This window comes from Burkholderia sp. Bp9090, from assembly GCF_003857985.1.
Lineage (GTDB): Bacteria > Pseudomonadota > Gammaproteobacteria > Burkholderiales > Burkholderiaceae > Burkholderia.
Genome location: NZ_QTPV01000012.1, coordinates 135,993 through 162,243, shown reverse-complemented (window position 1 = coordinate 162,243; position 26,251 = coordinate 135,993). Strand labels below are relative to the sequence as shown.

At 66.1% G+C, this 26,251-nt stretch carries 28 protein-coding genes and 1 tRNA gene; 10 read left to right on the top strand and 19 right to left on the bottom strand.

Features of this window, described 5'->3' with window-relative positions; genetic code table 11:
- Nucleotides 1-252 precede the first annotated feature (252 nt).
- The 3 genes from waaC to waaA are packed head-to-tail and all read left to right on the top strand — an operon-like array spanning nucleotide 253 to nucleotide 3,578.
- A complete protein-coding gene (gene waaC, locus DIE16_RS14560) occupies nucleotides 253-1,248 on the top strand; it encodes a lipopolysaccharide heptosyltransferase I (protein ID WP_124487740.1) in 996 nt (331 codons plus the stop codon).
- A 52-nt stretch (nucleotides 1,249-1,300) separates the two neighbouring features.
- Nucleotides 1,301-2,185: a Kdo hydroxylase family protein gene (locus DIE16_RS14555; protein ID WP_124521586.1), complete on the top strand. Its 885-nt coding sequence runs from the start codon at nucleotides 1,301-1,303 to the stop codon at nucleotides 2,183-2,185.
- A 37-nt stretch (nucleotides 2,186-2,222) separates the two neighbouring features.
- Complete coding sequence (gene waaA / locus DIE16_RS14550) at nucleotides 2,223-3,578, top strand: lipid IV(A) 3-deoxy-D-manno-octulosonic acid transferase (protein WP_124551304.1); 1,356 nt, start codon at nucleotides 2,223-2,225, stop codon at nucleotides 3,576-3,578.
- Between the two features lie 61 nt (nucleotides 3,579-3,639).
- Here waaA and ureG read toward each other — a convergent pair whose 3' ends face one another.
- The 16 genes from ureG to hemN all read right to left on the bottom strand — a co-directional run bounded on the left by ureG (nucleotide 3,640) and on the right by hemN (nucleotide 18,436).
- Entirely contained in the window at nucleotides 3,640-4,287 is a 648-nt protein-coding gene (gene ureG, locus DIE16_RS14545) for an urease accessory protein UreG (protein ID WP_044846268.1), read from the bottom strand.
- Between the two features lie 14 nt (nucleotides 4,288-4,301).
- A complete protein-coding gene (locus tag DIE16_RS14540) occupies nucleotides 4,302-4,982 on the bottom strand; it encodes an urease accessory protein UreF (protein WP_124521590.1) in 681 nt (226 codons plus the stop codon).
- The gene (gene ureE, locus DIE16_RS14535) at nucleotides 4,969-5,607 is read right to left on the bottom strand and encodes an urease accessory protein UreE (RefSeq protein ID WP_124892517.1); all 639 of its coding nucleotides are present in this window, start codon (nucleotides 5,605-5,607) and stop codon (nucleotides 4,969-4,971) included. Before ureE ends, DIE16_RS14540 begins: the two co-directional genes overlap by 14 nt.
- Nucleotides 5,608-5,625: 18 nt before the next feature.
- Entirely contained in the window at nucleotides 5,626-7,332 is a 1,707-nt protein-coding gene (ureC, locus tag DIE16_RS14530) for an urease subunit alpha (RefSeq protein WP_044846265.1), read from the bottom strand.
- 28 nt (nucleotides 7,333-7,360) lie between these two features.
- A complete protein-coding gene (locus DIE16_RS14525) occupies nucleotides 7,361-7,666 on the bottom strand; it encodes an urease subunit beta (protein ID WP_044846264.1) in 306 nt (101 codons plus the stop codon).
- A gap of 14 nt (nucleotides 7,667-7,680) precedes the next feature.
- The gene (ureA, locus tag DIE16_RS14520) at nucleotides 7,681-7,983 is read right to left on the bottom strand and encodes an urease subunit gamma (protein WP_006406310.1); all 303 of its coding nucleotides are present in this window, start codon (nucleotides 7,981-7,983) and stop codon (nucleotides 7,681-7,683) included.
- Between the two features lie 236 nt (nucleotides 7,984-8,219).
- The gene (locus DIE16_RS14515) at nucleotides 8,220-9,095 is read right to left on the bottom strand and encodes an urease accessory protein UreD (protein WP_124892516.1); all 876 of its coding nucleotides are present in this window, start codon (nucleotides 9,093-9,095) and stop codon (nucleotides 8,220-8,222) included.
- A gap of 173 nt (nucleotides 9,096-9,268) precedes the next feature.
- Nucleotides 9,269-9,961 (bottom strand): urea ABC transporter ATP-binding subunit UrtE, encoded by a 693-nt coding sequence (gene urtE / locus DIE16_RS14510; protein WP_124521600.1) that lies wholly within the window; start codon nucleotides 9,959-9,961, stop codon nucleotides 9,269-9,271.
- A gap of 4 nt (nucleotides 9,962-9,965) precedes the next feature.
- Nucleotides 9,966-10,823 (bottom strand): urea ABC transporter ATP-binding protein UrtD, encoded by an 858-nt coding sequence (urtD, locus tag DIE16_RS14505; RefSeq protein ID WP_124521602.1) that lies wholly within the window; start codon nucleotides 10,821-10,823, stop codon nucleotides 9,966-9,968.
- Nucleotides 10,820-12,007 carry an urea ABC transporter permease subunit UrtC gene (urtC, locus tag DIE16_RS14500; RefSeq protein ID WP_124892515.1) on the bottom strand — a complete coding sequence of 396 codons (1,188 nt, stop codon included), beginning with the start codon at nucleotides 12,005-12,007 and terminating at the stop codon, nucleotides 10,820-10,822. The genes urtD and urtC overlap by 4 nt, the downstream gene beginning before the upstream one ends.
- Before the next feature lies 1 nt (nucleotide 12,008).
- Nucleotides 12,009-13,628, bottom strand: a complete 1,620-nt coding sequence (gene urtB / locus DIE16_RS14495; protein ID WP_124522155.1) for an urea ABC transporter permease subunit UrtB — start codon at nucleotides 13,626-13,628, stop codon at nucleotides 12,009-12,011.
- Between the two features lie 133 nt (nucleotides 13,629-13,761).
- A complete protein-coding gene (urtA, locus tag DIE16_RS14490) occupies nucleotides 13,762-15,069 on the bottom strand; it encodes an urea ABC transporter substrate-binding protein (protein ID WP_124522153.1) in 1,308 nt (435 codons plus the stop codon).
- 549 nt (nucleotides 15,070-15,618) lie between these two features.
- On the bottom strand, nucleotides 15,619-15,942 hold the full coding sequence (locus tag DIE16_RS14485) for a rhodanese-like domain-containing protein (RefSeq protein ID WP_006758748.1): 324 nt from the start codon (nucleotides 15,940-15,942) through the stop codon (nucleotides 15,619-15,621).
- A gap of 11 nt (nucleotides 15,943-15,953) precedes the next feature.
- The gene (locus DIE16_RS14480) at nucleotides 15,954-16,610 is read right to left on the bottom strand and encodes a protein-L-isoaspartate O-methyltransferase (protein ID WP_124487749.1); all 657 of its coding nucleotides are present in this window, start codon (nucleotides 16,608-16,610) and stop codon (nucleotides 15,954-15,956) included.
- A gap of 104 nt (nucleotides 16,611-16,714) precedes the next feature.
- Nucleotides 16,715-16,972 (bottom strand): hypothetical protein, encoded by a 258-nt coding sequence (locus tag DIE16_RS14475; RefSeq protein WP_044846256.1) that lies wholly within the window; start codon nucleotides 16,970-16,972, stop codon nucleotides 16,715-16,717.
- A 72-nt stretch (nucleotides 16,973-17,044) separates the two neighbouring features.
- Entirely contained in the window at nucleotides 17,045-18,436 is a 1,392-nt protein-coding gene (gene hemN / locus DIE16_RS14470) for an oxygen-independent coproporphyrinogen III oxidase (RefSeq protein WP_124892514.1), read from the bottom strand.
- Nucleotides 18,437-18,606: 170 nt separating this feature from the next.
- On the opposite strand from hemN, the gene DIE16_RS14465 reads away from it, so the two are divergent.
- The 3 genes from DIE16_RS14465 to DIE16_RS14455 all read left to right on the top strand — a co-directional run bounded on the left by DIE16_RS14465 (nucleotide 18,607) and on the right by DIE16_RS14455 (nucleotide 20,550).
- Complete coding sequence (locus DIE16_RS14465) at nucleotides 18,607-18,918, top strand: YkgJ family cysteine cluster protein (RefSeq protein ID WP_124892513.1); 312 nt, start codon at nucleotides 18,607-18,609, stop codon at nucleotides 18,916-18,918.
- 141 nt (nucleotides 18,919-19,059) lie between these two features.
- Complete coding sequence (locus DIE16_RS14460) at nucleotides 19,060-19,641, top strand: DUF1439 domain-containing protein (protein WP_044846254.1); 582 nt, start codon at nucleotides 19,060-19,062, stop codon at nucleotides 19,639-19,641.
- 78 nt (nucleotides 19,642-19,719) lie between these two features.
- Nucleotides 19,720-20,550: an undecaprenyl-diphosphate phosphatase gene (locus DIE16_RS14455; protein ID WP_044846253.1), complete on the top strand. Its 831-nt coding sequence runs from the start codon at nucleotides 19,720-19,722 to the stop codon at nucleotides 20,548-20,550.
- Between the two features lie 125 nt (nucleotides 20,551-20,675).
- Here the strand turns inward: DIE16_RS14455 and trmB are convergent, their stop codons facing one another.
- Together trmB and DIE16_RS14445 are read right to left on the bottom strand one after the other, a co-directional pair.
- A complete protein-coding gene (gene trmB / locus DIE16_RS14450; protein WP_124487751.1) occupies nucleotides 20,676-21,443 on the bottom strand; it encodes a tRNA (guanosine(46)-N7)-methyltransferase TrmB in 768 nt (255 codons plus the stop codon).
- A 142-nt stretch (nucleotides 21,444-21,585) separates the two neighbouring features.
- Nucleotides 21,586-21,660 (bottom strand) — tRNA-Gly (locus DIE16_RS14445).
- A gap of 191 nt (nucleotides 21,661-21,851) precedes the next feature.
- On the opposite strand from DIE16_RS14445, the gene DIE16_RS14440 reads away from it, so the two are divergent.
- The 4 genes from DIE16_RS14440 to DIE16_RS14420 all read left to right on the top strand — a co-directional run bounded on the left by DIE16_RS14440 (nucleotide 21,852) and on the right by DIE16_RS14420 (nucleotide 25,878).
- Nucleotides 21,852-22,823 (top strand): hypothetical protein, encoded by a 972-nt coding sequence (locus DIE16_RS14440; protein WP_148095393.1) that lies wholly within the window; start codon nucleotides 21,852-21,854, stop codon nucleotides 22,821-22,823.
- Nucleotides 22,824-23,270: 447 nt separating this feature from the next.
- On the top strand, nucleotides 23,271-24,014 hold the full coding sequence (locus tag DIE16_RS14430) for a GIY-YIG nuclease family protein (protein WP_185735467.1): 744 nt from the start codon (nucleotides 23,271-23,273) through the stop codon (nucleotides 24,012-24,014).
- A 200-nt stretch (nucleotides 24,015-24,214) separates the two neighbouring features.
- Nucleotides 24,215-25,513, top strand: a complete 1,299-nt coding sequence (locus DIE16_RS14425; protein WP_124892509.1) for an FRG domain-containing protein — start codon at nucleotides 24,215-24,217, stop codon at nucleotides 25,511-25,513.
- A gap of 98 nt (nucleotides 25,514-25,611) precedes the next feature.
- Nucleotides 25,612-25,878: a hypothetical protein gene (locus DIE16_RS14420; protein ID WP_260434384.1), complete on the top strand. Its 267-nt coding sequence runs from the start codon at nucleotides 25,612-25,614 to the stop codon at nucleotides 25,876-25,878.
- A 5-nt stretch (nucleotides 25,879-25,883) separates the two neighbouring features.
- Here DIE16_RS14420 and DIE16_RS37090 read toward each other — a convergent pair whose 3' ends face one another.
- Nucleotides 25,884-26,078 (bottom strand): HNH endonuclease, encoded by a 195-nt coding sequence (locus DIE16_RS37090; RefSeq protein WP_409364452.1) that lies wholly within the window; start codon nucleotides 26,076-26,078, stop codon nucleotides 25,884-25,886.
- Nucleotides 26,079-26,251 lie beyond the last annotated feature (173 nt).

Sequence of the window (26,251 nt, the reverse complement as noted above, 5' to 3'; positions counted from 1 at the left end):
GGGCTCGAGCGCATCCAGGCGGACTTCCGCCGCGTGCTGACGGCCGCGAAGCCGGACGTCGAGCTGCCGTTCTGAACCCCGGCGGCCTGCGGGCCGCCGCCGGTGCGACGACGGTAGAAGGATCGTCGCGCCATTCCCGAAAAGCGGCGCACGCGGACGGCGTGCGGCCGCTTTTTGCCTGTGTGCCTCCCCGGGCGCGATAAAATCGCGTCTTTATGCCTGTCGCCGGCTGTCCGCCGGCGTTTTTTCAGCGTGCAAAAGATCCTGATCGTGCGCGTGTCGTCGCTGGGCGACGTCGTGCACAACATGCCGGTGATCGCCGATATCCGGCGTCGCCATCCCGACGCGCAGATCGACTGGCTCGTCGAGGAGAGCTTCGTCGACCTCGTGCGGCTCGTCGACGGCGTGCGCGACGTGCTGCCGTTCTCGTTGCGCCGCTGGCGCAAGAAGCCGTTCTCGGGCGCGACGTGGCGCGAGATCCGCGCGTTCCGCAAGCGCCTCGCGGCCGAGCAGTACGACCTCGTGATCGACTGCCAGGGGCTCATCAAGACGGCCTGGGTCGCGAGCTGGGCGCGCGGCCCGCTCGCCGGCCTCGGCAATCGCACCGACGGCGCCGGCTACGAATGGCCGGTGCGCTTCTTCTATCGCAAGCGCGTGCCGATCGCGCCGCGCACGCACGTGGTCGAGCGTTCGCGCCAGCTGGTCGCGGCCGCGCTGGGCGACCCGGCGCCGACGCCGGCCGATCCGGTCGACTTCGGCCTCGATACGCGCGCGGCGGCGCGCGCGGTCGCGACGCTCGGCCTGAACCTGCCGGTGCCGTACGTGGTGTTCGTGCACGCGACGTCGCGCGCCGACAAGCAGTGGCCGGATGCCGCTTGGATCGAGCTCGGCCAGGCGCTCGTGCGGCGCGGCGCGTCGCTCGTGCTGCCGTGGGGCAACGACGCGGAGCGCGCGACCAGCGAGCGGCTCGCTCAGTCGTTCGGCGCGGCGGCGATCGTGCCGCCGAAGCTGTCGCTGCCGGCCGTCGTCGGCCTGATCGACGGCGCGGCCGCGACGGTCGGGGTTGATACAGGTCTGGTTCACATCGCGGCCGCGCTGAAGCGTCCGACGGTCGAACTGTACAATTTCGCGACGGCCTGGCGCACCGGCGGATACTGGTCGCCGAACGTCGTCAATCTCGGCACGGCGGGGCAGCCGCCGTCGATCGCGCAGGTGAAGGCGGCACTCGCGGGCTTCGGCCTGCTGTGAAGCCCGTCATGCCTGTCCTGCCTGCCTTGCCTGTCACGCACGCGAACCGATCATGAGCGAATCCCAGATCATCGAAGTCCCGTCCGCCGACTGGAGCGGACACAACCTGTCGACGCCGCGCGAGCAGCTGCTCGCCGCGGTCGAGGAAGGCAAGGTGCTGTATTTCCCGCACCTGCGCTTCGCGATCGAAGGCGGCGAGGAAGCGTTGCTCGATCCGGCGCTCGCCGACCCGAAACGCAAGAACATCAGCCTCGCGCCGAACGGCGGTGCGCTCGTCGGCGTGCTCGGCGACAGCGTCACGCAATCGGCCGTGCGCGCGCTGGTCGCGCGCTTCCAGCAGCAGGCCGGCACGCTCGTCGACGGCCTGTTTCCCGAATACCGCGGCAAGCTGCGCGTCGCGCCGACGAGCCTGCGGCTGATGCAGGTCGAGACGCGCCAGACATCCTGGCGCAAGGACGACAGCCGGCTGCACGTCGACGCGTTCCCGTCGCGGCCGAACTACGGCGAGCGGATCCTGCGCGTGTTCACGAACGTGAACCCGGCCGGCGTGCCGCGCGTGTGGCGTGTCGGCGAGCCGTTCGAGGACGTCGCGAAACGCTTCCTGCCGAAGATCCGGCCGCAGTTGCCGGGCTCGGCGTGGCTGTTGAACCTGCTGCACGTGACGAAGTCGCCACGCAGCGCGTACGACCACCTCATGCTGAACCTGCACGACGGGATGAAGGCCGATCTCGACTACCAGAAGACTTGTCCACAGCAGACGATGCCGTTTCCGCCAGGCAGCGTGTGGATATGTTTCTCCGATCAGACTTCGCACGCTGTGATGTCCGGCCAGTTCATGCTCGAGCAGACCTTCTTCCTGCCGGTCGACGCGATGGTGCGTCGCGAATGCGCGCCGCTCGGGATTCTCGAGCGCCTGCAGGGCAGGGCGCTGGTTTGAGCTCGACTTTTCACCGACGCAATACGAGGGCTGCTGCATGCTGAGGGCGATCTATCGCGCGCTGTGGTGGCTCGTCGCGCCGATCGCGGTGATCCGGCTCCTCGTGCGCTCGCGCAAGGAGCGCGGCTATCGCGAGCACATCGGCGAGCGCTTCGGCCACGTCGCCGGCCGTTCGCCGGACGATCGCGCGCCGCTGATCTGGGTGCATGCGGTGTCGGTCGGCGAGACGCGCGCCGCGCAGCCGCTGATCGACGCGCTGATGCGCGCGCGGCCCGACGCGCGCATCCTGCTCACGCACATGACGCCGAGCGGCCGCGCGACCGGCGAGCAGATCTTCGGCGAGCGCGTGCTGCGCTGCTACCTGCCGTACGACATGCCGGGCGCGGTGCGGCGCTTCCTGCGCGCCTGGCGGCCGACGCTCGGCCTCGTGATGGAAACCGAGGTGTGGCCGACGCTGATCGACGAGTGCCGCCGCGCGGACGTGCCGCTCGTGCTGACCAATGCGCGGATGTCCGCGCGCTCGCATCGGCGCGCGGCGAAGTTCGGCGCGGCGACGCGCGACGTGTTCGGCGGATTCTCGCGCGTGCTCGCGCAGAGCCCGGCCGACGCGGAGCGGCTGACGTCGCTCGGTGCACGCAACGTGGCGGTGCTCGGCAACCTGAAGTTCGACATGACGACGCCGCCGGAGCTGGCGGCGCGCGGCCACGCATGGCGCGACGCGATCGGCACGCGGCCAGTGTGGGTCGCGGCCAGCACGCGCGAGAACGAGGAGGCGCTGGTGCTGCAGGCGTTCGCCGCGATGAAGACGGCCGGCGCGCTGCTGATTCTCGTGCCGCGTCATCCGCAGCGCTTCGCCGAAGTCGAAGCGCTGGTCGCGCGCAATGGGCTCAAGTGCGTGCGGCGTTCGGTGTGGGCCGCCGACGCCGCGGCGCTCGCGGCCGGCCGACCGGCCGCCGAACCGTTGCCGGCCGATGTGACGGTGCTGCTCGGCGATTCGATGGGGGAACTCGGCGCGTACTATGCGGCCGCCGACGTCGCGTTCATCGGCGGCAGCCTGCTGCCGCTCGGCGGGCAGAACCTGATCGAGGCGTGTGCGGTCGGCGTGCCGGTGCTGATCGGCCCGCACGTGTTCAACTTCACGCAGGCGACCGCCGATGCGGTCGCGGCCGGCGCGGCGATGCAGGTCGCGGATCCGCTCGATCTCGCGCACGTGCTCGATGCGCTGTTCGCCGACCACGCGCGGCGCGTCGCGATGGGCGCGGCCGGCGCCGCGTTCGCGTCGCGCCATCGCGGCGCGACCGCGCGCTCGGTCGACGTGCTCGCGGCGCTGCTGCCGCCCGTCGAGCGCGGCGGGCGTGCGATGCACGGCGCGGCCGACGCATCCGACGACTGAGCGGGCGGCGCAAGGCCGTCCCCCGGGCCGACGTGGCGGCGGCATGTCGCCGCCGCGTCGCTCACACCGTCAGCAATCCTTTCCTTTCGATGAACGCGACGACATCGGCGACGCCCTCGAGCGCCTTCAGGTTCGTCATCACGTAAGGCCGCTCGCCGCGCATCTTCTTCGTGTCGGACGCCATCACGTCGAGGTTCGCGCCGACGAGCGGCGCGAGATCCGTCTTGTTGATCACGAGCAGGTCGGACTTCGTGATACCGGGCCCGCCCTTGCGCGGAATCTTCTCGCCGCCGGCCACGTCGATCACGTAGATCGTCAGGTCCGACAGCTCGGGGCTGAAGGTCGCCGCGAGATTGTCGCCGCCCGATTCGATGAACACGATGTCGGCGTCGGGGAAGCGCGACAGCATGCGGTCGACGGCCTCCAGGTTGATCGACGCATCCTCGCGGATCGCCGTGTGCGGGCAGCCGCCCGTCTCGACGCCCATGATGCGTTCCTCGGGTAGCGCGCCCGCGACCGTCAGCAGGCGCTGGTCTTCCTTCGTATAGATGTCGTTCGTGATCGCGACGAGGTCGTAGCGCTCGCGCATCGCCTTGCACAGCATTTCGAGCAGCGTGGTCTTGCCGGAGCCGACCGGGCCGCCGATGCCGACGCGCAGCGGCGGCAGTTTCTTGGTGCGGCGGGCGGAGGAGGTTGCGGGTGCGTTCATGGCGTGGATCGGGTTCAGGAGCGGAACAACCGCGAATACTGGGTTTCGTGCCGTGCGGACAGGATGCCGAGCTGCGGCGCGAACGTGTTGATGGCGTCGGGCGGCGTCGCGAGCGCGCGGCGCACGGCCGCGTCGATCGCGCCGCGCAGCGCGACGATGATGCGCTGGCCGGCGAGCTGGCCGAGCGGCACCGCTTTCAGCGCGGCCGACGTCTGGTTCTCGACCCAGCCGAACGCGTATGCGGCGAGCGTGGCGTCGGCGCCGGCACCGTGTGCGGCCGCCGCGTATGCGAATGCGGTCGGCAGCGCGATCGGCGTGAGCGATGCGAGCGTCGCGCGGCGTGCGGCATCGCCCCATTCGAGCGACGCGCACAGTTGCGCGAGCGACCAGCCCATCTGCTCGGTCTCGCGGCGCAGCTCCGCCGATTCGCGGCTCGCGACGAACCATGCGTTCTCGCGCGCCAGCGCGTCGGCGTCGTGCGCGTGCCAGCGCGCGAGCTGGTGCGCGAGGAACGGCAGCTCGCCGTGTGCGAGCACGTCGGTCAGCCCGCTCGCGATCCAGTCGCGCGCGGTGTCGGCGTCGCGGATCAGGTTCGCGTCGAGCGCGGCTTCGAGTCCCTGCGAATAGCTGAACGCGCCGATCGGCAATGCGGGCGACGCGAGATGCAGCAGCGCGACGAGCTCAGTGGTGGTCATGACCGTGGTGGCCGTGCGAGCAGCCGGGACCATGCTGATGATCGTGATCGTGATCGTGATCGTGATCGTGATCGTGCGAGTGCGAGTGCGAGTGCGAGTGCGAGTGGCCGTGGTGTTCGCCGAAGACCTGCTGCGCGAGCGCGTAGTCCTCGGCGAACGTCGCATCGTGCCCGTGCTTGTGGCCGCCACCATATGCGCCGGCTTCCGGCTGGAACGGTGCGCTCGTTTCTTCGACCTGCGTGTCGAGCCGGCGCAGCATGTCAGCTAGCACCGGATCGGCTTCGAGCTTCAGGTAACCGTCGCCGATCTCGACCGGCGTGTGACGGTTGCCGAGGTGATACGCGGCGCGCATCAGCGTGAGCGGGTCGGCCGCGCGTACGAGCAGCACCGTTTCGGAGGCAGCTGCGACGCGCACGAGCGCGCCGTCGTCGGCGACGAGCACGTCGCCGTCGCGCAGCACGGTGCCGCGCGGCAGCAGGACCGCGACGTCCTCGCCGGTGTCGAGCGTGGCCGCGAGGCGGCTCTTGCAGCGGGCGTCATAGGCGAGCGTGAGCGTCGGCGCGCGCGCGACGAGCGACGCGGCGAGCTTCACGTTCGGGGCAATGCGTTTGTCGAGGGTGCGCATGGAACGGAAAACCGGAAATCAGAACAGGAAATAGCGCTGCGCCATCGGCAGCACCGTCGCCGGCTCGCAGGTGAGCAGCTGGCCGTCGGCGATCACGTCGTAGGTTTCGGGATCGACGCTGATCGACGGGCGCCATGCGTTGTGGATCATGTCGGCCTTCGTCACGTTGCGGCAGTTGCGCACGGGCACGACGCGCTTCGCGAGCCCGTAGCGTTCGGCGATGCCCGCGTCGGCCGCCATCTGCGACACGAAGGTCAGCGACGTGCGCGCGAGCGCGCCGCCGCGCGTGGCGAACATCTCGCGGTAGTGGACCGGCTGCGGCGTCGGGATCGACGCGTTCGGGTCGCCCATCTGCGCCATCGCGATCATCCCGCCCTTCAGGATCATCGACGGCTTGATCCCGAAGAATGCGGGCTCCCACAGCACGAGGTCGGCCCACTTGCCGGGTTCGATCGAACCGACTTCGTGCGCGATGCCGTGCGTGATCGCCGGGTTGATCGTGTACTTCGCGACGTAGCGTTTCGCGCGGAAGTTGTCGTTGCGCGCGCCGTCCTCGGGCAGCGCGCCGCGCTGCACCTTCATCTTGTGCGCGGTCTGCCAGGTGCGGATGATCACTTCGCCGACGCGGCCCATCGCCTGCGAGTCGGACGACAGCATCGACAGCGCGCCGAGATCGTGCAGGATATCTTCGGCCGCGATCGTCTCGCGGCGGATCCGCGATTCGGCGAACGCGAGATCCTCGGCGATCGACGGATCGAGGTGGTGACACACCATCAGCATGTCGAGATGCTCGTCGAGCGTGTTGATCGTGTACGGGCGCGTCGGGTTGGTCGACGACGGCAGCACGTTCGCTTCGCCGCACACCTTCAGGATGTCCGGCGCATGGCCGCCGCCCGCGCCTTCGGTGTGGTACGTGTGGATCGTGCGGCCCTTGAACGCGGCGACGGTCGATTCGACGAAGCCGCCTTCGTTCAGCGTGTCGGTGTGGATCGCGACCTGCGTGTCGGTGTCGTCGGCGACCGACAGGCAGTTGTCGATCGCGGCGGGCGTCGTGCCCCAGTCTTCATGCAGCTTCAGGCCGATCGCGCCGGCCGCGATCTGCTCGACGAGCGGCTGCGGCAGGCTCGCGTTGCCCTTGCCGAGGAAGCCGAGGTTGATCGGCCAGCCGTCGGCCGCCTGCAGCATCCGCTCCATGTGCCACGGGCCCGGCGTGCAGGTCGTTGCGTTGGTGCCGGTGGCGGGCCCCGTGCCGCCGCCGAGCATCGTCGTGACGCCCGACGCGAGCGCTTCGTCGATCTGCTGCGGGCTGATGAAGTGGATGTGCGTATCGATGCCGCCGGCCGTCACGATCAGCCCTTCGCCGGCGATCACTTCGGTCGCCGCGCCGATCGCGATCGTCACGCCGGGCTGGATGTCGGGATTGCCGGCCTTGCCGATCGCGGCGATCCGGCCGTGCTTGATCGCGATGTCGGCCTTCACGATGCCCCAGTGATCGAGGATCACCGCGTTCGTGATGATCGTGTCGGGCACGTCGGCGGCCACGCGCTGCGACTGGCCCATCCCGTCGCGGATCACCTTCCCGCCGCCGAATTTCACCTCCTCGCCGTAGGTCGTGAAGTCGCGTTCGATCTCGATCAGCAGTTCGGTATCGGCGAGCCGCACGCGGTCGCCCGTCGTCGGCCCGAACATTTCCGCGTACGCGCGGCGGCTCAAGCGTAGTGTCATGTGCTGTTCCTGAAGAGCGGGGCGCGGCTTACAGCGGCCCCATCACCTTGCCCTGAAAACCATAGACGGCGCGTTCGCCGGCCAGCTCGACGAGCTCGACGGTGCGCGTCTGGCCCGGCTCGAAGCGCACGGCCGTGCCGGCCGCGATGTTGAGCCGGAAGCCGCGCGCGGCCGCGCGATCGAACGACAGCGCGTCGTTGACTTCGAAGAAGTGGTAGTGCGAGCCGACCTGCACCGGGCGGTCGCCGGTGTTCGCGACGACGAGCGAGATCGTCGCGCGGCCCGCGTTCAGTTCGTGCTCGCCGTCGTCGGTGAGGATTTCGCCGGGGATCATGCGTGCTACCTCGGTCACGGAATCGGGTGGTGGACGGTCACGAGCTTGGTGCCGTCCGGGAAGGTCGCCTCGACCTGGATGTCGGGGATCATCTCCGGCACGCCGTCCATCACGTCGTCGCGCGTGAGCAGCGTCGTGCCGTAGTGCATCACCTCGGCGACGGTCTTGCCGTCGCGCGCGGCTTCCATCAGCGCGGCGGTGATGAACGCGACCGCTTCCGGATAGTTGAGCTTCAGCCCGCGCGCGCGGCGGCGCTCGGCCAGCAGCGCTGCCGTGAAGATCAGCAGCTTGTCCTTTTCTCGGGGAGTCAGTTTCATGAAGGCAGTCGTTCAGGAAAACGTAATTTTTATCGGTGCGCGGGATGCCGGCGGGGGCGCGGTTCATCGTAGCACCGCGCCGTTGTTCCTGCGTCGTGTATCCGATATGTAAGCAGCAAGGTGCGTGCCATGTCGGTGCGGCGTGCGGCGATGCGCGATCGTGGTGCGCGATGCATGGATCGTGGGCAACGCGGGCGTCGCTGCTGCGCCGAAACGGTGCGTGCCGGGCCGCGTGCTCAGGTCTGCCAGAGGCGCAGCGGTCGCGCGTCGACACCGTGCACGAGCGGGCGCAGGTGGAGCCAGCAGTCGGTGAAGTGACGCTGCAGCGCTTCCATCGACGTCGACACCGCGCGCACCAGCACGACGCCCGGCGTCACGCAGGTCGCGCCCGCGCGCAGCGTGTCGTCGAACGGCATCCGCGCGGCAAGCATTTCGGCGAGCGCGGCATCGCACGCGGCGCCGGCCGCCCACAGCGTGCCGTACACGGGAAAGCCGGCGAGGCCCTGCAGCGCGCCGCGTAGCGGATCGTGCGCGTCGAGCAGCGCGCGCTCGGTCCACAGCGGCCGGCCGTCGGCATCGACGAGTGCCGAACCCGACACGATGCGGCCCGCCGACCACGTTTCGCCGGCCGCCTGCCGGCCGAGCTGCGTCGCGTCCCAGCCGATCGCGCTCGCGCCCGCGCCGAGCGTCACCGTGAAGTCCAGCGCGGCGTGGGCCGCGTCGAAGAACAGGTTGTTCTGCGGCAGCCAGTCGAGCTTCGCGTGCGCGCCGACCGTGATGCCGATGCGTTGCGTCGCGTCGAGGCCGTTCGACTTGTACCACTTGGTCGCACCGGGCGTCGTCAGCACCGCGTGCGTGCCGTCGCCGAGCGCGATGTCGATGTCGAGCCGGTCGCCGCCCGCGACACCGCCCGGCGGGTGGACGATGACCGCGTGGCAGATCGCGTCGCCTTCCGGATACAGCGGCCGCTGCACGCGCAGCGGGCCGTCGTGCAGCCGATGGACGAGCGTCGTGCGCGCGCCGTGCCGTTCGAAGCCGAGTTCGAGACGGCCGCGCCACGACTTGGCGACGGCGGGGCGGGACAGCGGGGCGTGGGAATCGAGGGCGGACATCGGCGGGAAGCAGGGAACGGGCGCGGTGATCGAGGATGCTACCGCAACACTATACGCTTGGGTGTTCGGGTTGCCGAACGTGGCGAAGGGGAGCGGCGACGGCGCCGGCCATCGCGTGACATGCGTCGACCGTCGGCGCCACGCGTGGGCGCAATCCTGCGCTGCGTGGCGCGCTACACCGCGATCAGCTCGCGCACGCCGTTCGTTTCCATGTCCCGCGCATCGCCGCCGGCGATGACCTCGCCGCGGCTCATCACCCAGTAATGGTCTGCGATCGAGCGCGCGAAGTCGTAATACTGCTCGACGAGCAGCACGGTCATCTTCGATTCGTCGACGAGCTGGCGCAGCGTGCGGCCGATGTCCTGGATGATCGACGGCTGGATGCCCTCGGTCGGCTCGTCGAGGATCAGCAACTGCGGCTCGCTCATCAGCGCGCGGCCGATCGCGAGCTGCTGCTGCTGGCCGCCCGACAGGTCGCCGCCGCGCCGGGCGCGCATGTCCTTCAGCACCGGGAACAGGTCGTAGATGCGGTCGGGCACTTTCGATGGCGCCTTGCGGCTTGCCGCGCCGACGAGCAGGTTCTCCTCGACGGTGAGCCGCGGAAAGATGTCACGGCCCTGCGGCACGTACGCGAGCCCGGCCGCGACGCGCGCATACGGCGGCAGTGCGCCGAGCGCGGTGCCGCGCCACGACACGCTGCCGCTCTTCGCGGCGACGACGCCCATCAGGCAGCGCAGCAGCGTGCTCTTGCCGACGCCGTTGCGGCCGAGCAGCACGGTGAGCTTGCCGTCGTCGGCGGCCAGCGTCACGTTGCGCAGGATGTGGCTGCCGCCGTAGTACTGGTTCAGTGCATCGATCTTCAGCATTGCGTCACCGTCCGAGGTAAGACTCGATCACCGCGTCGTCGCGCTTGACCTGGTCGAGCGTGCCTTGCGCGAGCACCGCGCCTTCGGCCATCACCGTCACGCGGCCCGTGTCGCCCGCGAGCGCCGCGACGAACTCCATGTCGTGCTCGACGACCATCATCGAGCAGGTGCCGCGCAGCGTGTTCAGCAGCTTCGCGAGCTCCATCGTCTCGTGGTCGGTCATCCCGGCCGCCGGCTCGTCGAGCAGCAGCAGGGCGGGGCGCTGCATCAGCAGCATGCCGATCTCGAGCCGCTGCTTCTGCCCGTGCGACAACTCGCCGGCCGCGCGATACGCGTCGCTTTCGAGGCCGATCAGCGCGAGCGTCTCCTCGATCTTCGCCTGCGCCGCGCGGTCGAGCCGCGCGCGCAGCGACGCGAGCCAGCCCTTGTCGGTCTGCATCGCCAGTTCGAGGTTTTCCCACACCGGATGCTGTTCGAACACGGTCGGCTTCTGGAACTTGCGGCCGATCCCCGCGCGCGCGATCCCGGGTTCGTTCATCCGCGCGAGGTCGATGGTCTGGCCGAGAAACACCTTGCCCGCATCGGGCCGCGTCTTGCCGGTGATCACGTCCATCATCGTCGTCTTGCCCGCGCCGTTCGGGCCGATCACGCAGCGCAGCTCGCCCGCGTCGATCGCGAGCGACAGCTTGTTCAGCGCGCGAAAGCCGTCGAAGCTCACCTCGATGTCCTCGAGGTAGAGGATCGTGCCATGCGACGTGTCGATGCCGGGCGGCGCCACGCGGCCCATCGATGCGCTGCCGCTGACGGCCAGCAGCTCGTCCTCGGGCGGTGGCGTGAACTGGTAGAGGGCGGTGCCGTTCATCCGCGTTTCCCCTTTGCGAGCAGCGTGTCGACGAGGCCCATGATGCCGCGCGGCAGCAGGAGCGGCACGAGCACGAAGATCAGGCCGAGAAAGAACAGCCAGTATTCGGCGAAGTACGCGGTAAAGAGGCTCTTCGCGCCGTTCACCGCGAACGCGCCGACGATCGGCCCGATCAGCGTGCCGCGCCCGCCCACCGCGACCCAGATCGCCATTTCGATCGAGTTGCCGGGCGACATCTCGCCGGGGTTGATGATGCCGACCTGCGGCACGTACAACGCGCCCGCGATCCCGCACAGCACGGCCGACAGCGTCCATACGAACAGCTTGTACGCGAGTGGGCTGTAGCCGAGGAACATCAGCCGCGTCTCGCCGTCGCGCACCGCGGTGACCACGCGCCCGAGCTTGCTGGTGACGATTGCGCGCGCGACGATGAACGCGAGCACGAGCGTCGCGAAGGTCAGCAGCAGCAGCACCGTACGCGTGCCGGGCGACGTGATCGGAAACCCGGCGATGCGCTTGAAGTCGGTGAAGCCGTTGTTGCCGCCGAAGCCCGTCTCGTTGCGAAAGAACAGCAGCATCGCCGCGAACGTCAGTGCCTGCGTGATGATCGACAGGTACACGCCCTTCACGCGCGAGCGGAACGTGAAGAAGCCGAACACCCACGCGAGCACGGCCGGCACGAGCACGACCAGCGCGAGCGCCCACGCGAGATGCTGCGTGCCGCTCCAGTACCACGGCAGCTGATGCCAGTCGAGAAACACCATGAAGTCGGGCAGGTCGCTGCCGTACTTGCCGTCGCGGCCGATCTCGCGCATCAGGTACATGCCGATCGCATAACCGCCGAGCGCGAAGAAGAGGCCGTGGCCGAGGCTGAGAATGCCGCAGTAACCCCACACGATATCGAGCGCGAGCGCGGCGATCGCGTAGCACATCAGCTTGCCGGCGAGCGTCATCGCATACGCGGACAGATGGAACGCGCTCGACTCGGGCGCGACCAGCGCGGCGAGCGGCACGCCGATGCCGATCGCGACGCACAGCGCGACGAGCGCGAGCCATGCGCGACGCGACAGCAGCGCGGGGCGGGGCGGCAGGCCGAGCGCGAACTTATCCTCCGCACGCGCGGCGGCAGCGGGCTTCGGCGTGTCGGCGATCGGCTTCGACAACGAATCGGTGATTGAAGTCATGTCAGGCCTCCGCGCTGCGTCCCTTCGGGGCGAACATGCCCTGCGGACGTTTCTGGATGAACAGCACGATCATCACGAGCACCGCGATCTTCGCGAGCACGGCGCCCCAGAACGGCTCGATCGCCTTGCTGACGAGGCCGAGCCCGAAGCCGCCGAGCACGGTGCCGGCGATCTGGCCGACCCCGCCGAGCACGACCGCCATGAACGAATCGATGATGTAGTTCTGCCCGAGGTCGGGGCCCACGTTGCCGATCTGCGACAGCGCGCAGCCGCCGAGGCCCGCGATGCCCGCGCCGAACGCGAACGCATACGCGTCGACGCGCGCGGTCTTCACGCCGACGCACGCGGCCATCCGCCGGTTCTGCGTGACCGCGCGCACGAACAGGCCGAGCCGCGTCTTCGTCAGCACGCCCCACGCGACGCACACGACCGCGAGCGCGAACGCGAGGATCGCGAGCCGGTTGTACGGCAGGATCAGGTTCTGCATCACGGTGACGCCGCCGCTCATCCACGACGGGTTCACGACCTGCACGTTCTGCGCGCCGAACAGCATGCGCGTCGCCTGGATCAGGATCAGGCTCACGCCGAAGGTCGCGAGCAGCGTCTCGAGCGGGCGGCCGTACAGGTGCCGCAGCACGAGCCGCTCCAGCACGACGCCGACCAGCGCGGCCGCCGCGAACGAAACGGGCACCGCGACGAGCGGATACCAGTCGAACGCGGCCGGCGCGTAGCGCTGGATCAGCGTCTGCACGACATAGGTTGCGTACGCACCGATCATCAGGAATTCACCGTGCGCCATGTTGATCACGCCGATCAGCCCGTACGTGATCGCGAGCCCGAGCGCCGCGAGCAGCAGCACGCTGCCGAGCGACAGGCCCGCGAACACGGTGCCGGCGATTTCGCCGCGGCGCTGCAGCGCGTGCAATGCGTCGAGGCCTTGCTGCGCGGCGTCGCGCACGCGCGCGTCGGGTTCCGTGTAGCTGCCGTCGGCATTCTTCGCGACGAGCGGGCGCAACTGCTCGATCATGTCGAGGTCGCGGCGCGCGGCCACCACCTGCACGGCTTCCAGACGCTTCGCCGGATCGGCGTCGTGCAGCGCGGCAATGGCCCACAGTGCGTCGAGGCGGCGCTTCAGCGCGGGATCGGTTTCCTTCGCGCGCGCGCGATCGATCATCGGCTTGAGCGCCGGGTCGGGCGACTTCAGCAGCGCATCGATCGCGTCGCGGCGCGCGGCGACGTCGGGCGACGCGAGTGCGAGGCCCGACAGCGCGCCGGCGATCTTCGTGCGCAGCAGGTTGTTCAGCATCACGGGCTGCGCGTCGCCGGCCGGCGTCGCGGCTTGCGTGAGCGCGTCGTGCGCGGTGTCGCCGGTCTGGATCAGCAGGCGGCCGTCGCCGGTCGCGAGCGCGTCGCCGCTCGACAGCGCATTGAGCAACGCGACGGCGCGCGGGTCGGCATCGGCGGCGAGACGGTCGACCGCAGCCGTCTTCGCGTCGAAGTCGTCGCCGGCGAGCGCGGCGGTATCGGCTGCCGTCAGGGCGAACGCGGCGCGCGGCAGTGCGCCCGCCAGCGCGGCACAGGCGACGACCGCGACGGCGGCGCGGCGAAAGCGTGTAGGCATCGGGAGATCCTGTCGGGCGTGGGAAAGCGGGTTCGTGCGGCGGTGCGCGTGCGATGCGTTACGGTGAGTACCGGCATTCGCGCACCGGCCTGCAAGCGGAGCGCCACGCCGGTGCGCCGCGCCCCGCATCGCATCAGGCCAGCGCCGCGCGCTGCCGGCGCAGGAACGCCGGGATCGAGCTGACGATGTCCGGCTTGCCCTGGTTGCCCGCGATGAACGGGCTCCACGGCTGCGCGCGCACCGCGGTCTTCGTCTTCCACACGACGTTGAATTGCCCGTCGCCGCGGATCTCGCCGATCATCACCGGCTTGTGCAGGTGATGGTTGCCGTCCATCGTGAGCGTGAAGCCCGAGGGGCCGGCAACGGTCTGGCCGATCATCGCGACGCGCACCTTGTCGACGTCGGTGCTCTTCGCCTTTTCGACGGCCTGCTTCCACATGTGGATGCCCACGTAGGTCGCCTCCATCGGATCGTTCGTCACGCGCTTCGCGCCGCCCGGCAGGTTGTTCGCCTTCACCCACGCGGCAAACTGGTCCTTGAACTTCGTGTTGGTCGGGTTCTTCACCGACATGAAGTAGTTCCACGCGGCGAGATGGCCGACGAGCGGCTTCGTGTCGATCCCGCGCAGCTCTTCCTCGCCGACCGAGAACGCGACCACCGGCACGTCGGTCGCCTTGATCCCCTGGTTGCCGAGCTCCTTGTAGAACGGCACGTTCGAATCGCCGTTGATCGTCGAGACCACGGTCGTCTTGCCGCCCTGGGCGAAGTTCTTGATGTTCGCGACGATCGTCTGGTAATCGCTGTGGCCGAACGGCGTGTAGACCTCCTGAATGTCGGCGTCCTTCACGCCCTTCGATTTCAGGAACGCGCGCAGGATCTTGTTGGTCGTGCGCGGATACACGTAGTCGGTGCCGAGCAGGAAGAAGCGCTTCGCGCCGCCGCCTTCCGCGCTCATCAGGTACTCGACGGCGGGGATCGCCTGCTGGTTCGGCGCGGCGCCCGTGTAGAACACGTTGCGCGACATTTCCTCGCCTTCGTATTGCACCGGGTAGTAGAGCAGGCCGTTCAGCTCCTCGAACACCGGCAGCACCGACTTGCGCGACACCGACGTCCAGCAGCCGAACACGCACGCGACCTTGTCCTGCGTGAGCAGCTGGCGCGCCTTCTCCGCGAACAGCGGCCAGTTCGATGCGGGATCGACGACCACCGGCTCGAGCTTGCGGCCCATCACGCCGCCGTTCTTGTTGATCTCGGCGATCGTCATCAGCGCCGTGTCCTTCAGCGACGTTTCGGAGATCGCCATCGTGCCCGACAGCGAATGCAGGATGCCGACCTTGATCGGGCCCGTGCCCGCATCGGCCGCGTGAGCGAACGGACTCTTGCCTGCCAGCGCGAGTGCACCGGCCATCGAACCGAACTTCAACAGACTGCGACGTTTCATCGGGATCCCCTTGTCATGTTGGATGTGCGTGCGCCGTGGCGGCGCCGGCATCGGAGTAACGCAAGGCATGTGCCAGTCGCGCCGATGCACGCCGGGCGTGCCTGTGCGGGGCGGCGCGGGGCGCCGGCGCGGTGCGCATGACGCGTCGTGCAGCATGCGCGATCCGTTGCGGTGCGCTCGTGCGGGCGCAAATGGTGCACGGCTGGGGCCCGGGTTCGAGCGCGTGCGTCACACGTCGAAGGGGGGCGGCGCGGGATCGATGCGCACGCATCCGGCCGTGTCGTGTCGGCGTCGCGTGCACATGGCTTGGTCATGAAGTGCCAGGGGAAGGGCGAGGCGCTCCGCTCGACGGGTGCGTTGCCCGGGTTCTCGCCGCCTCGCGTCATCGAGCGGACGCGGATGGCCGGCGTGCGGAAACAAACGGAAGAGGATGGAACGGTGCAGCAGAAACGCAAACGGGCGCGCCATGTGCGCCCGTTCGGCGGGACTGGAGCGATCGGCTATTACTTGCCGGTCGCCGTGGCGGCGCGCGATGCGCCGCCGGGAAGGTCAGTAACGCGGTACGGACGGATCGACGTCACGCGACCACGCGTCGATGCCGCCCTGCAGGTTGTACAGCTTCGTGAAGCCGCGCGATTCGAGGAACATCGCGACTTGCGCGCTGCGCATCCCGTGATGGCACACGCAGACGATTTCCGCTTCGTCGTCGAGCTCCTCGCTGCGCGCGGGGATCTGCTGCATCGGGATCGACACGCTGCCGGCGATCTGCGCGGTCGAGATTTCCCACGGCTCGCGCACGTCGAGCACGACCGGCGCGGGGCGCGCCGGATCGCGAAGCCATTCCGCAAGCATCGCGGGCGTCAGGATCTGCATGGGGCCGCCGCTCAGAACTTGAAACGCGACGGTTCGATCGCGTTGACGAGGTGGTCGACGTAGGTTTCGAATACGTCGGCGACGCGGTACTGCTTCTCGTCGATGCGCGTGATGACCTGCGCCTTCATCACCGGACGGCCGCCGACGAACGCCGACAGGCGGCCGCCGATCTTCAGCTGTTCGAGCATCTGCTGCGGCACGACCGGCAGGCCGCCCGCGACGCAGATCACGTCGTACGGCGCCTTGTCGGGCCAGCCGAGCGAACCGTCGCCGAGTGCGACTTCCGCGTTCGTCACGCCGTCGTTGCGCAGGTTGTCGGCCGCGAACTTCGCGATGGCCGGATCGATCTCGACGGCCGTCACGTGCTGCGCGCGATGCGCGAACAGCGCGGCCAGGTAGCCCGAACCCGCGCCGATCACGAGCACGTTCTCGTGCTTCTTGACCGCCAGTTCCTGCAGCACGCGCGCTTCGACGCGCGGGAACAGCATCTTGCTGCGGCCGCCGGGCAGCGGCAGCTCGAGGTCGGCGAACGCGAGATCGCGGTGTTCGGGCGACACGTAGTGTTCACGCTTGACGATCGACAGCAGGCCCAGGACGTCCAGATCCAGCACGTCCCACGGCCGGATCTGTTGTTCGATCATGTTGAAACGCGCGTTTTCGATATTCATGGTGTGGTCACGCAGCCAGGTCGGCCATCAGCGGGGATAGAGAAACTTCGTGATTGTACCAAACGGGGCGGCGGCGAAGCCTTCAGACGGCCTGCAACAGACCTTTACGCCTTGCTCTTCTTGATCTGCGCCTCGAACGCGAGGTCGAGCTTGCTCGCCTTGCGCGGCTTTTTGGGGCCGAATTCGTCGACGAACCTGACGAATTCGTCGAGCGGCAGCGGCTCGCTGCGTTTCTCGGCGGTGCCGCCGGAGCGGTCGACCAGGTAGAACAGGCCGCCCGCCATCGCGACGGCGGCGAACTGCGGGTTGCCGGAACGGGTCTTGAGGCGTTCGACCGCGTGGGTTGCTTTGGTGGTGCGCATCGTGCGGGTTCTTGCAGGGGCGTGGAGCCCTTTACTTTATCAAACCGGCCGCCCGCATGCGGCCGTGCGGTGTCAGACGGTGCGCGAGTAGCGCTGATGCGGCGTCTGGCCGAGGTACGCGTCGAACGCCATCGCGATGTTGCGCACGACCATCCGGCCGGCCGGATGGATCGTCAGGCGGTCGCCGGCGACGGTCAGCAGGCCGTCCTGCTCGAACCCGCGCAGCGCGTCGAGCTCGCGCGCGAAGTGATCGGCGAAGCGGATCCCGTGCGCCGCCTCGATATGCGAGAACGGCAGTTCGAGGTTGCACATCAGCTGCGTGATCACGTCGCGGCGCAGCCGGTCGTCGGGCGTGAGCCGCACGCCGCGCGCGATCGGCAGCCGGCCCGCGTCGAGCGCGGTGCCATAGGCCGGCAGGTCCTTCGCGTTCTGTGCGTAGACGTCGCCGACCTTGCCGATCGACGACACGCCGAAGCCGACCAGGTCGGTATCCGCGCGCGTGCTGTAGCCCTGGAAATTGCGTTGCAGCGTGCCGTTGCGCTGCGCGCGCACGAGTTCGTCGGACGGCCGCGCGAAGTGGTCCATCCCGATGTACACGTAGCCGGCCTGCGTCAGCATGTCGATCGCGAGGCCGAGCAGTGCGATGCGCGTTGCGGGCGGCGGCAGCGTCGCGTCGTCGATCTGCCGCTGCATCTTGAACAGGTGCGGCATGTGCGCGTAGCCGAATACCGACAGGCGGTCCGGCGCGAGCTCGATGATCGTCTCGAGCGTGCGCGCGAACACGGCGACCGTCTGGTGCGGCAGCCCGTAGATCAGGTCGACGCTGACCGATTGGAAGCCCGTCGTGCGCGCGGCCGACAGCAGGTCGGCCGTCATCGCGAGCGGCTGGACCCGGTTGATCGCCTGCTGCACGACCGGATCGAAATCCTGCACGCCGAGGCTCAGCCGGTTGAAGCCGATGTTGCGCAGGTGGACGAGCGTCGCGGGCGTGACCGTGCGCGGGTCGATCTCGATCGAGAACTCGGCGTCGGCGTCCGGCGCGAGCGCGAAATGTTCGCGGGTGGCCGCCATCAGCTCGGCCGTTTCGTCGTCGGACAGGAAGGTCGGCGTGCCGCCGCCCCAGTGAAGCTGCGTGACCGGGCGCGCGGGATCGAACAGCGCGGCCTGCAGCGCCAGTTCGCGCTTCAGTTGCTCGAGATACGGGCGCGCGCGGCGGCGGTTGTTGGTCGCGATCTTGTTGCAGCCGCAATAGAAGCAGGCCGTGTTGCAGAACGGGATGTGAAAGTACAGCGACAGGTCGCTCGCCGACGCGCCGGGATCTCCCGCGGCGCGCACGTAGTCGGTCGGGTCGAATTCGTCGCGGAACTGCAGCGCGGTGGGGTAGGACGTATAGCGCGGCCCGTTCGCACCGTACTTCGCGAGCAAATCGGGACGGAACAGTGTGTCGGCAGAACCGGAACTCATGATGGTCTCGCGCTTTTTGGATGCTTTGGAGTATATGAACGCGCGTTCCGGCTGCATTGTGTAATAACGTCGCAGCCGGCGGTGGCACAATGCGCGGTGGGCTGCCGCACGCTGCGTCCGGTTGCCGCACCGTTTTTTGTTGTTCGTGAGAGAGCCGAGTGTCCGTCGAAATGCCTGTCCGTCCGGCGCCCGCCGAGGTCCCGCCGCCGCACGCGTGCCGCGAGGGGTGCGGCGCATGCTGTATCGCGCCGTCGATTTCCTCGCCGATTCCGGGAATGCCCGACGGCAAGCCGGCCGGCGTGCGCTGCGTGCAGCTCGGCGACGACCTGCGCTGCCGGATCTTCGGCCGGCCCGAGCGGCCCGCGTGCTGTTCCGGGCTGCAGCCGTCCGCCGAGATGTGCGGTGCGTCGCGCGACGACGCGCTCGCGTGGCTGACGCGCCTCGAGATCGCGACGCAGCCGTCGCCCGGCGCTGCCCACTGACGCGCTGCCCGCGCTGTCGTTTGCCGGCACGCGCATGGAACCGGCGACGCGCGTCGAAGCACTAACTTCGGTCCCCAGCGCCACATGGGGCGGAGCCGATAACCGGACTGCCGCTTCGCCCGATACAGGAGATTGTTCAGCATGACCGCATCTTGCACGCCTGGCCGGCGCCGCTTCCTCGCCGCTTGCGCCGGCGCCATCGGCGTGTCGGTATCGCTCGCCGCCTGTGCGTCGACGTTTCCGTTCATTCCCGATCACTACACGTTCTCGCGCGGCGACGTGCAGAAGGCCGTCGCGCGCAAGTTTCCGTACCAGAAGACGGTCGCGCAGGTCGTCGACGTGTCGCTGGCGAATCCGGCCGTCAACCTGCTGCCCGACCAGAACCGCGTCGCGGTGCAGCTCGATGCGCATTTCGCGAGTCCGTTCCTGAGCGAACCGGTGAGCGGCAAGTTCACCGTGTCGGGCCAGCTGGCCTACGACGCGCCGAGCCGCTCGGTCGTGCTGAAGGCGCCGGCCGTCGACAGCCTCGTGCTCGACGGCAACGCGCAGATGTACGCGCAACAGGTCGGCGCGGCCGCCGGCCTGCTCGCGACGCAGGTGCTGACCAACTATCCGATCTATACGTTCAAGCCCGAGCAACTGCAATTTGCCGGCGTGAACTACGAACCCGGTACAATTACGATTCTTACAAACGGCATACGCGTGGCGATCGTCGAAAAGTGACGGCGCACCGCGCGCGGCCGGGCGGGCCGCGGCGGTGACGCGGCCCTTTCTTTCGACTACTTCGGAGTTGGGCCACGGATGGACTGGATCCTGATCTGCAAGGCATTGATCCTCGGCGTCGTCGAGGGGCTGACGGAATTCCTCCCGGTGTCGAGCACCGGCCACCTGATCGTCGCGGGCAGCTTCCTGAATTTCAACGATGCGCACGCGAAGACCTTCGACGTCGTGATCCAGTTCGGCGCGATTCTCGCGGTCTGCTGGGAATACCGGCAGCGGATCGTGTCCATCGTGTCCGGGCTGCCGAGCCGGCCCGACGCGCAGCGCTTCACGCTGAACGTCGTGATCGCGACCATTCCCGCGATCGCGCTCGGCCTGCTGTTCGAGAAGAAGATCAAGGCCGTGCTGTTCTCGCCGGTGCCGGTCGCATTCGCGCTCGTCGTCGGCGGCGCGATCATCCTGTGGGCCGAGGCGCGGCAGCGCGAACGCAGCGAGCCGCCGCGCGTGCAGTCGGTCGATGCGCTCACGCCGCTCGATGCGCTGAAGGTCGGCCTCGCGCAATGCTTCGCGCTGGTGCCGGGCATGTCGCGCTCGGGCTCGACGATCATCGGCGGGATGCTGTTCGGCCTCGACCGGCGCGTCGCGACCGAATTCTCGTTCTTCCTCGCGATTCCGATCATCTTCGGCGCGACGCTCTATGAAACCGTCAAGGACTGGCAGGCATTCACGGTCGACTCGCTCGGCCTGTTCGCGCTCGGGCTGGTTGCCGCGTTCGTCAGCGCGTTCGTGTGCGTGCGCTGGCTGCTGCGCTTCGTCGCGACGCACGACTTCACCGTGTTCGCGTGGTACCGGATCGCGTTCGGCCTGTTCGTGCTGCTGGTGGGCTACAGCGGGTGGCTGAACTGGGCGTGATGCCGGTGCGGGGGGCACAGGTGCTCCCGACAGATGGATGAAGAACGGCCCGATCGGCAAGATGCCGGTCGGGCCGTTTTTCATGGCGCGGCGCGCAGCATGCGCCGTGCTGCCGCGAGCCGTGGTCAGCCGGCGCGCTTGCGGAACACCAGGTCCCACACGCCGTGGCCGAGCCGCAGCCCGCGCCGTTCGAACTTCGTGACGGGGCGGTAGTCGGGGCGCGGCGCGTAGTCGGCGGCCGTGTTCTCGAGCGTCGGTTCGGCGCCGAGCACTTCCAGCATCTGTTCCGCATAGTTCTGCCAGTCGGTCGCACAATGCAGGTACGCACCCGGTTTCAGGCGCGATGCGAGGTGCGCGACGAGCGGCGGCTGGATCAGCCGGCGCTTGTGGTGACGCGCCTTGTGCCACGGATCCGGGAAGAAGATGTGCACGCCGTCGAGGCTTTCCGGCGCGAGCATGTGCTCGAGCACTTCGACCGCGTCGTGCTGGATGATGCGGATGTTCGGCAGCTCCTGCTCGCCGATCAGCTTCAGCAGCGCGCCGACGCCCGGCTCGTGCACCTCGACGCCGAGGAAGTCGTCGCCCGGGCGATGCGCGGCGATTTCCGCGGTCGACGCGCCCATCCCGAAGCCGATTTCCAGGATGCGCGGCGCGCGGCGGCCGAACACCGCGTCCCAGTCGGGGATTTCAGCGGCGTACGGCACGACGAAGCGCGGGCCCAGATCGTCGAGCGCGCGGCGCTGGCCGGTCGACACGCGGCCGGCGCGCGTCACGAAGCTGCGGATGCGGCGTCGGTGCAGCGGATTGACTTCGTCGGCGCCGTCGGCGGCTTCGTCGGGAAGGGCGGCGTCGTCCGGCGGCAGGCCGGCTTCGTTCGGATCGTCGTGCATCATCGGTGACAGAGAAAGGCTTGGTTCGGGCGCGGGCCCGTTACGCCCGCTACGCGCAGCGGTGCTGCCCGATGGACAGGCAGATGGTACAAAAAAGCCGCCTTCGACGAGGCGGCTCTTGCGCAGGCTGCCGAGCAGCCGAAGGTGGAGCGGGCGATGGGAATCGAACCCACGTCATCAGCTTGGGAAGCTGAGGTAATGGCCATTATACGACGCCCGCAGAACGGGTAATTCTACAGGGTTTGGCGTGAGGATGGCAAGCGGGGAGATTTGGGCGGTGGGAGCGAAACTGGCATGGCTGGATCGTGGGGCGGCAGCATCGCTCGTAAGACTCCCCGTCACCCGCGTTGAAGGGGCCAGCTACGTGTTTCGGCGTATGATCGTGCGATCTATAGCCACGAGCGGCGGGCGATGATGTTGACTAGCGTCCCATTCCAAATATCGACATATGCGCAATCTGAAATCGATCGATTTCGGGCCCTTGCGGAGCATTGGACGAGTGCCGCGCAGCACGTAATTGTGTCGTACTTGGCTATAGAGGTTGCCGGCACAAAGTGGCTTCATTGGGCGATAGTTCGATACGTCTACGAGACGGTCCGCCCGACTTTGCTCGAACCTTCCGTCGTAGAACTGGACGGCATTACTGTAGGGCGAGTGCGAATCGATTTGGCGAATGCGAATTTCGACCTTGATCGAATCTTTCATGCGGGGCAGATCGAGGTCGACGGAGAGTTCTACACGCTGCCACAAGCTGACGCGGCGGTATGCCAAGTTTTTCTGAGTTACGCAGGGCATCATGTTTCACGTTGGTGGATCGGTGACCCGACTCGGCTGCCAAGTCAGCGTTCGGCATTTCTTGCGCAATTCGACAAGGATCTCACGAAGCTTCGTGAAGAACTGCTGTCGCGCGAATCTCGTGGTCACCCGTTTGAGCGGGTTTTGGCGCTCGTCCTGGAAGAACTCGGATTCGACTGTATGTATCTTGGCGAGGTATCCCACTTGCAGGAAGCGCCAGATATATATTGCGAGACTCCGACTCGAAGGATCGCAGTGATCGAGTGCGCGGCTGCCGTCACTAACTCATCCGAGAAGCTTTCGAAGCTACACCAGCGTGTGCTACGTATAAAGAACGGCTTTGCCACACAGCGACTCGGAAACGTTCAGGTAAACGGGGTTCTCATCACAAAGCACGGAGACGCGGAGATCGAGCCGTTTATCGAAGAAACAGAGCGATTCGGATTGTGCATCGTTGGTCTTTCTGCGTTGACTCGTCTTGCGGACGGATTGCGCTTCAAAGTTCAGCCCGATGCGCTGTACGATGAGCTTTTCACTCCTGTCCAGCGATCTTCGGATCTGTTTGCTCAAGTTGGGTCAGCTTCATAGGATATGCCACTGTTTTTCTAGTAATCGCTCCTGTATCGCTGCGTAGCCTCCGGCGGAATCTTAGGTTGTGAACCGTTCGAATTCGGTATCGGGTAAACGAGGCGGAGAGGTTGCAAAGGAATGTGCAATACTGGGTGGGCGGTATTAAATTCCAAATGATCAATGCTCGGGGGTTGGCATGAAAAGTAAAGTCACGGGACCGAAAGCTGCACAGAGTGCGTCGCAAGTTCTCTCGAACGGCTCCACTGGTAAAAATTCTAAAACTGCTGCAGGGAGTGCTCTCTCGCAGGTGGCCGCCCCAAAGAAAGTCACATCATCAAGCGCCGCATCCAGTGCTTCGCAAGTACTTCGTGATGGTCGAACGAGCGCGGCTTCAAAGAGTGCGGCCGGTTCGGCGCTTTCGCAGCGGCAAACGACTAGAAAGAAATGAGCGGTGGGGAGGCGCGCATGCTCACGCCGTTGAAATACTGGCGCGTGCCTTGTAGCATCGACGCTGGGGATTTACGTCCAGCGACGGAGTTTAGCTTGCCGGAAGCGCTGGCTAACCAGTCATCACCTCCTCGAATTGGCCACGGAATCACGATTGCCGCCTACGACGAAGCAGAGCAGATGGGACTGTTCAGATGGCTTGGCATCGTGACCGGAGGGGGCGGCGGAATACGAACGGTCGAGTGGAGACCTTCCAATGCCGAGATTTGGGTAGACACCGGATTCGGCCGCAACAAATGGAAGGAGGGGGGCTTTGGCTTCGCCTCTTCTAAAATTGCGGGCTATGGACTGCACGAGCTTTGGAGCGAAGCATTTGGTGGTATGGATCTTCGTGACCATGCGCCGGTTGCCACCAGACCTACCGGCCCGAGAAAGGCGATAGGGCGCAGTGGAATTCCGTCAGAACGTTTGATTCCCATCGAGATTATCGGGGAACCGACGGCAGGTCCCAAAGCGGGGGTTGTCTACGTCCTCAAGTCAGCCTACGGCTATAAGGTAGGTAGGACTCGAAATGTGCCCGCACGGATGAGGGCTTTTGGTGTTCATCTGCCTATCGTCTATACCATTCCATTTTGTGCATGGTTCGATGACTGCCATGAGGCAGAGCGTCGTTATCACAATATGTTTGCTACCAAACGGATAAACGGCGAATGGTTTGACCTCACGGACAGTGATGTGGAAAAAATTAGGATGAGAGCCTAAGCCGTCGGCAATGTATTGGCCTGAAAAAGCGAGCGGTCTAGGGGGAGTTGCGGCATATAAATCGATGACGCTTTATTACAGCACGCCGATGAATGGCTAGTAACTAGCGTATGCCAATAGCAGAATTTTGCCTATGGCGCGAGCACTACGCATCTGTTACATTGGGGCGCTGTTATTTATCTACTAGATCTGCAGATAGCATGTTCAACTTCCTCGTAACAGCTGAGATCGGAGCTTGGGATCGACCAGGTTACGAGTACGACCGAAGCCGATTTCTTGAATATACCAGCGACGATATCTCCGTTAGCTTTCGGGAACTGAAATCTCCACAGCTGCAGGCACTAACAGAACTGCCGTGTTTGTTTGCCTACGAGGGCACTGATGAGCCTATGCGAGTCGGTCGTCTGAAGAAGGTCAAGCTGCGAAACAGCGAGCGCACGCTATATCTCGAACCAGACTTGGATCCCCGCGTTCCGCCCATTCCTTTTGAGCGAATTAAGCCGCTTCAAACCTCCCTAGACATTCGTAGTTGGGAGTTAAATCGGACACATTGGGCGATCAAGGATGAGGATCTCTTTGACGTGTTGACGGGCGCGGGCCTCGTCCCACGTAATGCGACCAGTTCGAGAATCGAAAAATCAGACTTGCCGCCGGTTTCCGCCCCTGAATTTCAGGCTGGCAACGTCGGTGCATTTATTGAGAAGGTGCTGAACCTCGACCATGGTGGTTGCGAGGTGTTTTATCGAGGGCACTCGAATCGAACCAAGTATCGACTCGAGCCGTCCATCTTCCGCAAGGACGAGCGCGGGAATTTTATCAATCGTGATTCGGAAGACCGGATGTATAAAGAGTTGCTTGTCTCGAATTCCGTGGACTTCCAAGGTGACGTGTACACGTTGGATCGGCTCGTGCGAATGCAGCACTACTCATTGCCTACACGCTTGCTTGATATCACATCGAATCCTCTGATCGCTTTGTATTTTGCTTGCAAGAGCAATCTTGACCACGATGGTGAGGTCATCGTGTTTTCTATGGAGCGGAGTCAAATCAAGTACTTCGATTCGGATACCGCAAGTTGCATCGCAAACTTGACGCGGCTTCCGCAGGAGAGGAAGGATTCCATCGACTACAGCAGCAACGATGTCCGCAAATTCAATAAGCAGCAGCCGATCAAGCAGTTGCTCCACTTTGTCAAAGAAGAAAAACCATTCTTTGAAAGTAGGATGGATCCTCGTCACTTGCGATCTGTCATTTGCGTCAAGGGAAAACACACAAACAACAGAATCTCCTTCCAATCGGGAGCATTCTTGCTGTTCGGGCATGACGCTGTGCTGGATGAGCGTGGCACTTCGGAGATTGCAGTTCAGAGAATTGCGGTGACGAATAAGCGGATGGTGCTCAGTCAACTAGATCAACTGAATATCAACGAGAGTACGGTGTTTCCATACATTGAAAATTCGGCGAAGTACATCGCTGAGAAGTTTGCGTTCAAGGGTTAGTGACCCGTATTGGATGAGATTGACCGTTGAAAGTAAGTGGCGGTAATGGGGTTGTGCCGATCGCCACGTTTCAACTGTCCATTGCGTTGTGTTGAGCGGTGGTCTGCCCGGATAGTCGTCGCATAGACGACACCCAACACCCCAACAATTTTCCGCTGCTGACCATCGATCAGATTTGCGATCTGGCTGCTGCTGCTGCTGCTGCTGTGTGTGAAGATTGCGGCGGCAAGCTTTCGCGAGCAGATTTCACTGAAAATCTTCTGACACTTCTCGAAGACATCCCAGGATTCGACGCGGGCGAGGTGGGCGCGAGACTCATCGAATTGGCATGGGCGACGTACAACGGTCGCCCGTCCGATTTCTGACGCTGCTACTCACGCGCCAGCTCAGCTACCTTTCCATGGAGGGTTTCTCGGTACGAGTGAGCGTCTTCCGAGAAGTGAAGGCGCCGATGGCAGTTGGGGCAAACGGCGACCGCATTCGTCACCGTATCCGATCCGCCGTCCACCAGCTTTCGGAGATGATGACTTCGAGAAAAGGGGAACCCATCCGCGCGCGAGAACAGGCGGGCTGGTCACACGCCTCGCAGATCGCCTACGCTCGATCAAGCACCCAAGTTTGGCGCAAATGTTGCAAGCGAGGCGTTTTGGCCGCCGGCCTTGAAACCGGCATGGCCCGGTGGCGGTGCGATCGATCGCCGGTAATGAGCGTCAAGGATCGGTCTGCAGCGGTCCGTCA